Here is a 12,787-nt window from a genome sequence, read left to right on the forward strand (position 1 = left end):
ATAAGTATATGCGCCCACCGGTTGAGGCGGGCGCATAAGACGGTTTCTTTCGGAACTGTTAGATTGGTCGCAGCGGTTCCACGTTGTATGAATGTGCGCGTTGCACTACGAGTGGACAACCACACACAGGCCGACTTTGATGCAGTCGTGAAGTGCCTTGGCGTCTGCCAGGCGCAGGTTGATGCAGCCGTGGCTGCCGCACCATTTGTACGACTCGGCGTTATCGAAGCTCTTGTCGTTTTGCCAGGTGGCATCATGGAAGCCGATCATGTTGCCCTCAAACGGCATCCAGTAGCTCACCGGACTCTCGTATTTGGGCTTGCCGGTCTCGGGGTCCTTGGCTCCGATCAGGGTGCTGCCGCCGTCGTTGCTGTTGATCTGCCAGACGCCCTCGGGCGTGGCGTCCTCGCCCGGCTTGCCCGAGATAAAGTTGGCCTCCCAAACGATATTTCCGCTCTCGTCATAGTAGCGCGCGTGCTGTTCGGACAAGTCGACGTCGATATACGCCTTCCAGTCGGGCTCTCCCTTTGCGGTAAAGGTGTCGGCCTTCTGGGAGTACTTGATCTCGATTTCGCCAGTCTGCTTGTTGTTAATGGCGTCCTCGACCTGCTTGGCGAGCGAGCTGCTGTCGATGGACCAACCAAAGTCACCGCCTTCGACGGCGCACTGCTTGCTATCGGCGCGCGTCCACCAGCGAGTGGAGCCCACGGTATTAAAGCCGTTAGCGAGCTCGGCTGCCCAGCTGCTGATCTGCGTCGTATCGAGCGTTGGGTTGGCCGGATCGGCAAAGCTGATCCACTGCAATACGGAGCTGCCATCAACCTTGCCAGCATCCTCGCCGTTGAGCTTGAGGGTCACGTTGACGCCCAGGAAGTTGTTGGCGGCATCGCATGCGGCCTGAATCTGATCATCGGTCAGCGTTCCATTGAGCGGCTCATAGGCATCGTTGCCGAGCTTGGAAAGATCTACGGTCTCGGCCAGCGAGGCAAGCTCGAGCTCGGCATATTTAATGACATGCTCGCGGTTGAGTTTTTCGTTGGAGCGCGCCTTCTCGACGGTAAACTTGCCGGCCTGCTCGTCATAGGAGCTATTTGCCTCGAACGTGCCCGAACGGCCCTCGTTAAACTCGTCGATGGCGGCGCCCAGATCCTTCTCAAACTTCTTTTGGTCAAAGGTGTCGGAGAGCATGGACAGGTCGACGTCTTGATCAAGATCGACTTCGTTGGAGGTAGCGGTTGTTTTGGTCTTGCCGCTTAAGGATTCCACAAGGCGGACCGGCCATACAAAGGCTTCGTTGTGGCTGATAATCTCTTTTGCGGCAGCTTCACCGTCGACGATGGGCTCATCGGACTCGGGCTGATAGGTCCAGTTAAAGTCATCGCCTGTCACGGTGAGCTTATAGTGCTTCCATGCCGAGTTGACCTTGGTGGCGGCAGACGAAGCGTTGGAGAACGAGACGTCGACGCCGGCGATGGTGGTGTTGGGGTAGGCTACCTGCGAAAATGCTACGACGCCTACGATATAGACAATGACGATTAGACCCAGGACGACAAAGAGCGTCGTCTTTTTGCCCGACTTATTGTTGCCGGCGGACTTGCGCGCGGGGCCGCGATCGCCTCGAGCGTGCGTGGGGGGCTGCTTGGGCGCATTGCCGTTTGCCTGGTGCTGCTGACGTTGTTGACGCTGCTGTCGCTGTTGGTTCGGGCGTTGAGAAGCGTTTGCCGCACCACGCTGCTGACCGTGGCTCGGCGCGATAGGACGCGGCGACTGAACGCCGCCGGCGTGCCTGCTCGGCTGCTGCGGATCGGGAATCAGTTGAGTTCGATCGTTTTGCGACATCGTATGCATATCCTTCGATTTTCGCCTTGCGGTTCATCGTGTTTTTACTGGGCTTGCATTATAGCGATTGCCCTGCTGTTTGTGGTACGGAAACGGTGGCATTCAAAAGAGGTGGGACATTTGTCCCACCTTTGAGTCGTTCTTTGTCGCTATCCGCACACGCCGCATTTTGCACAGGCCGAAAGTGCGGCCGGAGCCTGCGCGATGCCGCCCTTTGCCGTCTCGCGCAGCGTGGCTGGCAACGCGTGGCCCACCGAGAGCATGACATGTGCCATCTGGTCAAACGGCACCAAGCTCTTAATGCCTGCGAGGGCGAGTTGTGCCGAGCTAAAGGCCGCTGCCACGCCAATGGCGTTGCGGTTTTGGCAGGGCACCTCCACGAGGCCACCGACGGGGTCACAAACGAGGCCCAGCAGGTTACTCAGCGCGATGGAACTGGCGTCGAGCGCCTGCTCGGGCGTGCCGCCGAGCATCTGCACCAGCGCGGCGGCTGCCATGGCAGCGGCGCTTCCCACCTCGGCTTGGCAGCCGCCCTCGGCGCCGGCAACGCAGGCGCTTGTGGTGAGGTTGAGGCCGATGGCGGCTGCGCAGTAGAGCGCGTCCATGACCTGCTCGTCGTCGAGCTGCAGGCGATCGGCGAGCGCCAGCACGCAGCCGGGCACAACACCCGCGGAGCCTGCCGTGGGGGCGGCGACAATCACGCCCATGGTAGCGGAGCGCTCGAGCACGGCCATGGCGCGGGCAACGGCGTCGGTCTGGACGGCGCCCATCAGGCTTGCACTCAAATCGTTGCGGCTGGTGGCATCGACGAGTTTGGCCTCGCCGCCGATAAGACCGCCGAGCGAACGCTGCGGATTGGCGATGGGGGCCGTAGTCTCCTCGCGCATGACGTCGAGCACGCGGCGCATGGCGGCGACGGCGTGGGCCTCGCCGGTCAGACGCGCCTCGCGAACGGCCATGACGGCGGCGATGCTGAGCCCCAGTTCCTCGCACGCATCGAGCAGCTGCTCGCCGTCGTCGAAGATTTCCTTGGCCGAGACGCCGGGGGAGAGCGACGAGGCAGAACCGGGGAGCTCGATAAACGTTGCGTAATCGACATTGTCGAGCTTGCGCAGCATGGGGACGACGGTGTCGTCGGGCGCGCCGTCGGTCTCAAAGACGGAGTAGGCCTGGCCGCCCACTTCGGTTCGGTAGGTGCGGCAGAAGGCGATGTTCACGTGGGCGTAGGCGAGCAGGTTGGTGAGCGCGGCGAGTACACCGGGGACGTCTTTGTGTGCCACGAAGAGCGTGGAGTACATGCCCGAGATGTCGACGCCGACGCCGTTAATGCGGCTGATACGCATCTTGCCGCCGCCCAGGCTCTCGCCGCGGACCTGTGCCGTGGCGCCCGTGTCGTCGACCATGTCGATGTCGACGGTGTTGGGGTGGATGGAGGCGTCGTCGCCCTTGATGTCAAAGTGATATTCGAGGCCCTGCTCGTGCGCGAGGTCGAATGCTTGCTTGATGTTCTCGTCATCGGTGTCAAGGCCTAGGATGCCCGCGACGAGCGCACGGTCTGTGCCGTGGCCGCGGTAGGTGTGGGCGAAGGAGTTCCACAGGCCAAAGGTGACTTTGGTGATGCGGCCTTCCAGCAGGCTGGCGGCAACTTGGGCGCAGCGCAGGGCGCCGGCGGTGTGCGATGAGCTGGGGCCGACCATGACGGGGCCCAAGATCTCGAATGCCGAGGTCGTAGCTAGTGTTTGCGGCTTGCCTGCCATGGGTGCTCCTGTTCTATCCCGTCGTTCCGAGGACTTTGGTATTTGGTCGCCTGCTCTACAGTCCTGGCTCGCACGGAGGCCACATTAAGTGGCCTCCGGCTCGTGCGGAACTCGCGACCGACCAAATACCAAAGCCCTCGGAACTAAGGATACATGGTAGAGGCGCGTGTGCTGCAAAATTCATTAGCTGGTGACGCAGCGTAGGCTCATATCGAAGCATCTTCACCACCGGATTAATAAAAAAGAAGCACCGCTTGGGGGCGGTGCTTCTTTTGAAAGCGCATGCGTGTTGTGACCTTAGCGGCTCTTAATTACAGGCCGCAGGCTGCTTTGAGTTCTTCGACTCGGTCGGTCTTCTCCCAGGTGAAGTCGGCGTCTTCTCGGCCAAAGTGACCGTAGGCTGCCGTCTTTTCGTAGATGGGGCGACGCAGATCTAGGTCGCGGATGATTGCGCCCGGGCGCAGGTCGAAGGTCTTCTCTACGGCCTCGACGATCTTGTCCTCGGCAACATGTGCGGTACCGAAGGTGTCGACCATGATTGAGAGGGGCTTGGAAACGCCGATGGCGTAGGCAAGTTCGACTTCGCAGCGGTCGGCAAGGCCGGCGGCGACCACGTTCTTGGCGACCCAGCGCGCGGCATACGCGGCGGAGCGGTCAACCTTGGTGCAGTCCTTGCCGCTAAAGGCACCGCCGCCGTGACGGCCGTAGCCGCCGTAGGTGTCGACGATGATCTTGCGGCCGGTGAGGCCCGTGTCGCCCATGGGGCCGCCCACGACAAAACGACCGGTGGGGTTCACGTAGATGTCTGCGTTATCCCACGGCATGTTCTCAGCGGCCATGACCGGGGAGATGACGTGCTCGATAAGGTCGGCCTTGATCTTGCCCATGTCCTCGATCTCGGCGGCGTGCTGCGTGGAGATGACGATGGTCGTGACCTCCACAGGTTTACCATCTTCGTAGCGCACGGTGACCTGGGTCTTGCCGTCGGGACGCAGATAGGGCAGGGTACCGTCGTGGCGCACGGCGGCCAGGCGCTCGGCCAGGCGGCTTGCCAGGTAGTGTGGCATGGGCATGAGGGTCTTGGTCTCGTTGGAGGCATAACCGAACATCATGCCCTGGTCGCCGGCACCGATTAGGTCGATCGGGTCGGTGGTAGCGCCGGTCTGGGTCTCGAAGGACTCGTCGACGCCCTGGGCGATATCGGGCGACTGCTCGTGGATGAGGCTCATAACGCCGCAGGTGTCGCAGTCAAAACCGAATTTGGCGCGGTTGTAGCCAATGCGGCGGATAACGCCGCGGGCGATTTCCTGTACATCGACGTAGGCCTGGGTGCGGATCTCACCGGCGACGATGACGGTGCCGGTGGTCACGAGGGTCTCGCAGGCGCAGCGGACGTTCTCCACGTTGGCGGGCACGCCGTTGGGGGCGATGTAGCCCTGCTCCTGGAGCTCTATTTCTTTGGCGAGGATTGCGTCGAGGACGGCGTCGCTGATCTGGTCAGCGATCTTATCGGGATGACCTTCGGTCACCGACTCCGACGTAAATACAAAGGACCCGTGTTGGGGCGGGATGGAACGAAGTTCTTCTGACATGATTGTCCTTTCAAAAACGTGTCCCGGCGACCGTTACCATTCCGCCGGGCTCTCTATGCAAGGGCACATCATAGCGCGTAAATCAAACATTCACACCCTTTCCGCACCTACTCATTGGGGACAGACATAAATGAGCAGCCTTAAACTAAGAACGTCCCCAACGACTGGTCATTTAGCTCTGTCCCCAATGAGTGGGTCGATGCCCTTTGTGCGGAGGTGGGCATTGTTGCTTTATACTGATGCGGTTAGACATCCATCCTGCAATCGAGGAGATTTCCATGGCATCAGACGTTCGCGTCCGCTTTGCACCCTCACCGACGGGCAAGCTGCACATCGGCGGCGCCCGCACCGCTATCTATAACTGGGCTTTTGCCCGCGCAAACGGCGGCACGTTCATCCTGCGCATCGACGACACCGACCCCACCCGTTCCACCGACGAGAACACGCAGATCATCCTGCGCGCCATGCGTTGGCTGGGTCTTGACTGGGACGAGGGTCCCGAGGTGGGCGGCGACTTTGGCCCCTATGCTCAGACCGAGCGCCTGGACCTGTACAAACAGGCCGCCCAGAAGCTTTGGGACGAGGGCAAGGCCTATCCCTGCTTCTGCACCAAGGAGCAGCTCGACGCCGACCGTAAGGCCGCGCAGGAGCGCAAGGACCCCTTCCAGGGCTATCAGCGTCGCTGCCGCAATCTTGATCCCGAGGAGGCCCGTCGCCGCATCGAGGCCGGCGAGCCCTATGTCTTGCGCATCAAGGTGCCCGAGGACCGCGGCGACGTCGTCATCCACGACGCCGTCCACGGCGAGGTGACCTTCGACGCCAAGGAGCTCGACGACTTTGTCATCTTCCGCTCTGACGGCACGCCCACGTATAACTTTGCGACCGTCGTCGACGACGCCATGATGAAGATCACCCACGTCATTCGCGGCGATGACCACCTTTCCAACACCCCGCGCCAGGTCATGGTCTACGAGGCTCTCGGCGCGCCCGTGCCCACGTTCGCCCACATCTCCATGATCCTGGGCGCCGACGGCAAGAAGCTCTCCAAGCGCCACGGTGCCACCTCGGTGGAGGAGTACCGCGATGCCGGTTACCTGCCCGACGCCTTCGTCAACTACCTGGCGCTGCTCGGCTGGTCGCTCGACGGCGAGACCACGATCATCCCGCGTGACGTCCTGGCCAGCAAGTTCTCGCTCGACCGCATTTCCAAGAACCCGGCGACCTTCGACCCCAAAAAGCTCGACTGGGTCAATGCCGAGTATATCAACGGCATGTCTGACGCCCAGTTTGCCGACGAGATCATGGTCCCCGAGCTGCACGAGGCAGGCCTCATCGAGGGTAACGTCGAGTACGGCGAGGATTGGATCGACGCGCTCGCTGCCATCGTCAAGCCGCGCACCAAGATGCCGGCCGACGCCGTGACCGTCGCCGCCCCCATCTTTGCCACGGCCGAGACGCTCGAGTATGACGAGAAGTCCGTCAACAAAGGCCTGGCCAAGGAAGGCATGGGTGCCATTCTGGATGCCGCCAAGGCCGCGCTCGAGGGTGTTACCGAGTGGACGGCCGAGGCCATCGACGCCGCGCTTGAGCCGCTGCCCGAGCAGATGGACCTCAAGAAGCGTGTGGTGTTCCAGGCCGTGCGCGTCGCCGTCTGCGGCAACATGGTGAGCCCTCCGCTGGGCGAGACCATGGCGCTTGTCGGCCGCGACGACTGCATGGCGCGCATCGACCGCGCCCGCACGATGGCGCTGTAACAGTCGCGTAAACGCATGTATCCGAGCCCCGTTCACCACGAGCGGGGCTCTTGTTTCTGTAGACGTATGGGATGGGAGGTACAGAGACCATGGCCGAGCAACTGTCACTGTTTGGTTCGCCTGAACCTGAGCAGGCGCCCGTAAAGCCTGTCCGCACGGCCGAGCAGGCCAAGCCCGAGCCTGCACCCGAGCCCATCGCCGCCTACGCGAGCGTGGTCCTCGACATTCCCACCCGTGCGCTGTCCGAGCCGTTTGCCTACGGCATTCCGCAGTCTCTTGCCAATGAGGCCCAGATCGGCTCCACCGTCCTAGTTCATTTTGGCAACCGTGCGGCCGCGGGCTATATCGTCGACATTGCGTCTGGGCTGGGCGAGTTGCAAGGCAACAACGCCCTCGACCCCTCGCGCGTCAAGCCCATCGAGACCATCCTCAGCAAACCGCTCTTTGGCGTCGAGGCCGCCCGCATTGCGCGTTGGATGAGCCGCGAGTATGTCGCGACGCTTTCCGAATGCTTGCGTCTGTTCTTGCCTCCGGGCGGCAGCCCGCGTGTTGTTAAGGGCGATGACGGGGCGTGGACGGTCGAGCGTCCCGCCGTCAAGCCTATCCAAAACCGCTGGGTGATGCTTACGCCCGAGGGCTTTGACTATACGCCGCCCAAGACCGCCGTTCGCCAGCGTCAGCTCATCGAAGCGCTCCAGTGCGGACCGGTCACGACGCGCGACCTCAACCTGCTCTACAACAGTATGTCGGCGACTATCAAGGCGCTCGAAAAACGTGGCGTCGTGGTGGTGGAGGAGCGCCGCGCTTGGCGTGGCTGCAACGATCAGACCACGCTGTCCTCGGCGAGCGGCAAGGCACCGGTCGCGCTTACAGACGGCCAGCAGCAGGCGCTCGCGCAGATTGAGCGCGCCCGCCTTGACGCCCACGGCGACGTGGTCCTTGTCGACGGCGTCACCGGCTCCGGCAAAACCGAGGTCTACCTCTCCGCCATCGAGCGCGTGCTCGCGGCCGGCCGTTCGGCCTGCGTTCTCGTGCCTGAGATATCACTGACGGCTCAAACCGTCGGCCGCTTCCGTTCGCGCTTTGGCGAGACAGTCGCGGTCTTCCATTCGCGTCTTTCGGCCGGCGAGCGCCTGGACCAGTGGGACATGGTCGCCAGCGGTGCCGCTCGCGTTGTCGTCGGCGCGCGTTCGGCACTCTTTTGCCCGCTTAGCGACTTGGGCCTCATCATCATCGACGAGGAGCACGAGACTAGCTACAAGCAGGGCTCCAGTCCGCGTTACCATGCGCGCGAGGTGGCGGCCGAGATGGCGCGCCGCTATCGCTGCCCACTCGTGCTGGGCTCGGCTACGCCTTCTGCCGAGGCCCTCGACCGCTGCCGCCGCGGCACGTACAACGGTGTCACCTGGACGCGCGTCGAGATGCCCGAGCGCCCGGGACACGCCGTGCTACCCATGGTCCGCATTGCCGACCTGCGCCGCGAGTTCGCACATGGCAGTCGCTCCATGTTCTCTAAACCGCTGATGGAAGGCTTGGAACGCGTAGTCGAGCGCCGCGAGAAGGCTGTGTTGCTGCACAATCGTCGCGGCTTTGCGCCGTTTCTTATGTGCCGCGAGTGCGGCTGCGTGCCCACATGCAACCATTGCTCCACCGCGCTCACGTACCACGAGCGCACGCACATGCTGCAGTGCCACACCTGCGGATCGTCCTGGCGCGTGCAGCCCTATCCGGCGCCCACGAGTCGTTGTCCCAAGTGCGGCAGCCGCTACCTGGCAAAAATGGGGCTGGGCACGCAGCAGATCGAGGACGCGCTGCACCAGATGCTGCCCGATGATGTCGCCATCATTCGCATGGACGCCGATTCTACGCGCGGCAAGGACGCGCACAAAAAACTGCTCGAGCAGTTCGATGCCGCCGATTGCGCGGTGCTGTTGGGCACCCAGATGATTGCCAAGGGCCTCGACTTTCCCGAGGTCACGCTCGTGGGCGTGGTCAATGCCGACTTTGCCCTCAAGCTGCCCGATTTTAGAGCGGGTGAGCGCGCCTACGATTTGCTTGAGCAGGTCGCGGGCCGTGCCGGACGCGGCGATCGCCCTGGCGAGGTTATCATCCAGACCTATCTGCCCGAGGACCCGGTCATTCGCGCCGTTGCCGAGCACGACCGTTCGATCTTTACCGACTATGACCTGAACCAGCGCCGCGACGCCCTGTATCCGCCGTTTGTGCGCCTGGTCAACATCTTGGTGTGGTCGGCGAACGCGGATGATGCGCAGGATTACATTGGGCGCATCGCAAGGCTGCTCAAGCGTTGTTGGCATGCCGCCGCTCCCGACTTTTTGCGGGCGGGCAGCGCGGTGCCGCAGGTGCTGGGCCCGGCTTCATGTGTAATCGAGAGAGCTAAGGACCGTTATCGCTTCCACCTGCTTGTGAAGTCGCCCGTGGGGTACCATGTCTCTGATGATATCGACGCCTGCCTCAAAGAGGTGGGCTCCGTGCGCGGCGTGAGCGTGAGCGTTGACGTCGACGCCTATGATTTGATGTAACAACCCGAAAGGATGGCCATGGAAGCCAACGGAATCGTACTGTCGCCCGACCCTCGTCTGCGTCAGGAGTGCGCCGTCATCGAGGAGATCACCCCGGCGATCGAGGCACTTGCCGAGAAGATGAAGAAGATGATGTTCGAGAACGGCGGCTGCGGCTTGGCTGCCCCGCAGATTGGTGAGCTCATCCAGCTCGTCACCATCGACTGTGACTACAGCGACAAGAACGATTATGATCCGTACGTGCTCATCAATCCTGTCATTGTTGAGCAGAGCGACCATCTGGTGCCGTTTAGCGAGGGCTGTCTGTCCATCCCCGGCATTAGCTGCGAGATCGAGCGTCCCGACCATGTCGTCGTCGAGGCGTATGACCTGGACGCCAACCTGATCCGCTATGAGGCCACGGGCGACCTGTTCTGCGTGTGCCTGCAGCACGAGATCGATCACCTGCACGGCAACACCATGTTCGAGCGGCTCAAGCCGATGCAGCGCATCAAGGCAGTCAAGGAGTACCAGGACGCCCTAGCCCGCGGCGCTCGACCGGGCGAGACGGAGTAGGTTCGTCCGTCCCCGGGGCGCCCGCCTATATCATCCCGTGCTCAAACATTCTCGCTGCGCTGCGAAACTGCGCGCGGGACGATATAGGCGGGCGCCCCGGGGACTACGTTGACGCTGCTTGTCTCGCCCGGGTGCCGTCGGGCCAGGGAAGGGCGTCTTCGCTGATAATTGCTTTGTTGGAAGAGCTGCTTTTATTGCGGCTCTTTCTTTGGTTTTGGGTATATTTGTTCTTGTTGAATTGTTATTGCGGATGGGCCGTGTACTTGGCTTTCCGCCGTTATTTGTAGCTGTCTCGGCTTTGGTTGAGGGGAGACGTTCTTTATGCGTATTGTGTTTATGGGTACGCCTGATTTTGCTGTGCCTTCGCTGGTTTCGCTTGTCGAGGCTGGGAATGAGATTGCGCTTGTCATTACTCGTCCCGATGCTGTTCGTGGGCGTGGCAAAAAGTTGGTGCCGTCTCCTGTTAAGGCCAAGGCGCTTGAGCTTGGTCTGCCTGTTGTTGAGGCAAATCGTATGACGCCGGATGTTATTGATCAGCTCAAGGCTGCGGATGCCGATATTTTCTGTGTGGCTGCTTATGGCTGCATTTTGCCCGATGAGGTGCTGCATATTGCGCCGCTTGGTATTGTGAATGTTCATGCTTCGCTGCTGCCGCGTTGGCGTGGCGCTGCTCCCATTCAGCGTGCCATTCTTGCTGGTGACGAGGTTGCCGGCGTTTCCATTATGCGTATTGGACATGGCGTGGATACGGGCGCTTATTGCGCGCAGGCCTCGACCTCGGTTGCCGGTAAGCATGCCGAGGCACTGACGATGGAGCTTGGCGAGCTGGGTGGTAAGCTGCTGGCCGATACGTTGCCCTCGCTTGCCGATGATACGGCGGTGTGGACCGAGCAGGATGAGTCCCTTGTCACGCATGCTGCCAAGATTTCCAAGCAGGAGATGCGTCTGGATCCGCAGATGGGGGCGTTCGATTGTGTGCGTCACGTGCTGGCTTCGTCCGACACCGCACCCGCTCGCTGCGTGATTGCCGGCAAGACCGTGCGTGTGCTCGATGCCGCGCCTGCCGACCTGTCGCTTGCCGAGGGCCTTGTTGCCGTTAAGAACAAGCGTGTTTACCTGGGTCTTTCCGATGGTGCGGTAGAGCTGCTCGAGGTTAAGCCCGACGGCAAGCGTGCCATGGCTGCTTCTGCCTGGGCTGCCGGCCTGCAGGGTGCCGATCTTACGTGGGGTGTTTTGTCATGAGCAAGCTTTCCCCCGCGCGCAAGCTCGCACTCGATGTGCTGATGGAGGCCGACCGTCGCGGCATGTATGCGCGTGACGTGCTCTCTGCTCGCGCTACGGCCAAGGCTATTGACCAGCGCGATTCCGCGTTTGCCGCTCGCCTGGCACTGGGTGTTGCCGCGACGCAGGGCATTTTGGACGAGCTGCTCGATCAGTTCCTCGATAAGCCCAAAAAGGTCGCGCCGCGTGTTCGCATGGCGCTTCGCATCTCGGCCTTTGAGATGCTCTACCTGCATACCCCTGGCCGCGTTGCCGTGAGCCAGGGTGTTGAGCTGGTTCGCAGCGGCGCTAAATCGGCTGCCGGTTTGGCGAACGCCGTGCTGCATAAGGTTGCGGACAACGTTGAGGACTTTGCCACTGCGGCGGATGCCGATGAGTCCGAGCGCCGATTGGTTCGCCTGTCTCGCCTGATGGGCATGCCGCGCTGGCTGTGCGCTCGCATTATGGCCTCGTTCGATACGCCCGAGGGCGCGCTCAACTTTGCCGGAAATCTTGCGCCCGCGCCGCTCGCTTTGCACGAGAACGCCTTTGCAACCAAGCCTGATCCGTACCTATCGCAGTTTGTGGCGCCGGTATTCCCGGGCTGCCATGCGCCGGTCGATGCGCAGGCCACGGTTGCGTCGGGTGTGTTTGAGCGCGCGGCTGCCGTGGCCTCGGACCTTAACGCTCAGCTTATCGCTACTGCGGCTACTCGTCCCGGGCGCTGCCTAGAGATTGGCGCCGGTCGTGGTACCAAGACGTATGTGATGATGTGCCAGGCTAAGCGTGCCGGCTACGACCGTCAGCACACTGCACTCGATTTGCACGATCGCAAGTGTGACCAGAATCTCGCGCGTCTGCATAAGGCGGGTATTACGGGTGTTCGCACGGTTTCGGGCGATGCCTGCGAGCTTGACGAGGTCCTCACGTCGTTCGACGCGATGCTTGGTAAACCCGTTCTGTTCGATACAGTGTTTATCGATGCCCCATGCTCTGGCACCGGAACCATGCGTCGTCATCCCGAGATTCCCTGGCGCCTTGCCGAAAGCGATGTGACGTGCGAGCTGCCCAAGCTGCAACTGACGATGCTCAAGGAAGCAGCCGCGCGCGTAGCTGCCGGCGGCGAGCTCATATATGCGACGTGTTCGGTCTTTGATGAGGAGAACGCGCAGGTCGTGGATGCGTTTTTGGCTTCGCCTGAGGGCGCAGGCTTTAGACTGGTACCCCTCTCCGAGGCGCAAATCCTGCAGCTCCCCGAGTTTGAACAAGCCAAGAAGCTCGTCTCCGTACGCCAAAACGACCGCGGACTTTTCCAAAGCGTCCCCGTAAACGCCGATTCCTACGACGGCCACTTCTGCGCCCGCCTGGTCCACAAGTAACTACTAAGTTGCGGTGAAATAGGGATTGAAAGGGGGTGCGGACGATTTCTTGGACCGCGCCTAGGCGTATCCAAGCTTCCTGCGGTACTCCATCGGGCTGAGCCACCC

Annotated in this window: 8 protein-coding genes; 5 read left to right on the forward strand and 3 right to left on the reverse strand. The window is 61.8% G+C overall.

The features are described from left to right. Nucleotides 1-105: 105 nt before the first annotated feature. The 3 genes from AB5767_RS01635 to metK all read right to left on the reverse strand — a co-directional run bounded on the left by AB5767_RS01635 (nt 106) and on the right by metK (nt 5,188). A complete protein-coding gene (locus tag AB5767_RS01635) occupies nt 106-1,839 on the reverse strand; it encodes a L,D-transpeptidase (protein ID WP_368132038.1) in 1,734 nt (577 codons plus the stop codon). Nucleotides 1,840-1,988: 149 nt separating this feature from the next. Continuing rightward, nucleotides 1,989-3,596: an L-serine ammonia-lyase, iron-sulfur-dependent, subunit alpha gene (sdaAA, locus tag AB5767_RS01640; protein WP_368132037.1), complete on the reverse strand. Its 1,608-nt coding sequence runs from the start codon at nt 3,594-3,596 to the stop codon at nt 1,989-1,991. Between the two features lie 311 nt (nt 3,597-3,907). Then, nucleotides 3,908-5,188, reverse strand: a complete 1,281-nt coding sequence (gene metK, locus AB5767_RS01645) for a methionine adenosyltransferase (RefSeq protein WP_368132036.1) — start codon at nt 5,186-5,188, stop codon at nt 3,908-3,910. 278 nt (nt 5,189-5,466) lie between these two features. On the opposite strand from metK, the gene gltX reads away from it, so the two are divergent. From gltX to AB5767_RS01670, 5 genes are all read left to right on the forward strand, one after another. Further along, the gene (gene gltX / locus AB5767_RS01650; protein WP_368132035.1) at nt 5,467-6,942 is read left to right on the forward strand and encodes a glutamate--tRNA ligase; all 1,476 of its coding nucleotides are present in this window, start codon (nt 5,467-5,469) and stop codon (nt 6,940-6,942) included. Between the two features lie 89 nt (nt 6,943-7,031). Next, nucleotides 7,032-9,485, forward strand: a complete 2,454-nt coding sequence (priA, locus tag AB5767_RS01655; protein WP_368132034.1) for a replication restart helicase PriA — start codon at nt 7,032-7,034, stop codon at nt 9,483-9,485. 18 nt (nt 9,486-9,503) lie between these two features. Further along, a complete protein-coding gene (def, locus tag AB5767_RS01660; RefSeq protein WP_089571827.1) occupies nt 9,504-10,040 on the forward strand; it encodes a peptide deformylase in 537 nt (178 codons plus the stop codon). A 321-nt stretch (nt 10,041-10,361) separates the two neighbouring features. Further along, nucleotides 10,362-11,282 carry a methionyl-tRNA formyltransferase gene (gene fmt, locus AB5767_RS01665; protein ID WP_368132033.1) on the forward strand — a complete coding sequence of 307 codons (921 nt, stop codon included), beginning with the start codon at nt 10,362-10,364 and terminating at the stop codon, nt 11,280-11,282. After that, the gene (locus AB5767_RS01670; RefSeq protein WP_368132032.1) at nt 11,279-12,679 is read left to right on the forward strand and encodes an RsmB/NOP family class I SAM-dependent RNA methyltransferase; all 1,401 of its coding nucleotides are present in this window, start codon (nt 11,279-11,281) and stop codon (nt 12,677-12,679) included. Before fmt ends, AB5767_RS01670 begins: the two co-directional genes overlap by 4 nt. Nucleotides 12,680-12,787 lie beyond the last annotated feature (108 nt).

Source organism: Collinsella aerofaciens (genome assembly GCF_040926265.1).
Lineage (GTDB): Bacteria > Actinomycetota > Coriobacteriia > Coriobacteriales > Coriobacteriaceae > Collinsella > Collinsella aerofaciens_BB.

Coding starts and splice junctions, on each gene's coding strand:
- AB5767_RS01635 (WP_368132038.1), bottom strand. CDS start 1,839: ATGTCGCAAAACGATCGAACTCAACTGATTCCCGATCCGCAGCAGCCG.
- sdaAA (WP_368132037.1), bottom strand. CDS start 3,596: ATGGCAGGCAAGCCGCAAACACTAGCTACGACCTCGGCATTCGAGATC.
- metK (WP_368132036.1), bottom strand. CDS start 5,188: ATGTCAGAAGAACTTCGTTCCATCCCGCCCCAACACGGGTCCTTTGTA.
- gltX (WP_368132035.1), top strand. CDS start 5,467: ATGGCATCAGACGTTCGCGTCCGCTTTGCACCCTCACCGACGGGCAAG.
- priA (WP_368132034.1), top strand. CDS start 7,032: ATGGCCGAGCAACTGTCACTGTTTGGTTCGCCTGAACCTGAGCAGGCG.
- def (WP_089571827.1), top strand. CDS start 9,504: ATGGAAGCCAACGGAATCGTACTGTCGCCCGACCCTCGTCTGCGTCAG.
- fmt (WP_368132033.1), top strand. CDS start 10,362: ATGCGTATTGTGTTTATGGGTACGCCTGATTTTGCTGTGCCTTCGCTG.
- AB5767_RS01670 (WP_368132032.1), top strand. CDS start 11,279: ATGAGCAAGCTTTCCCCCGCGCGCAAGCTCGCACTCGATGTGCTGATG.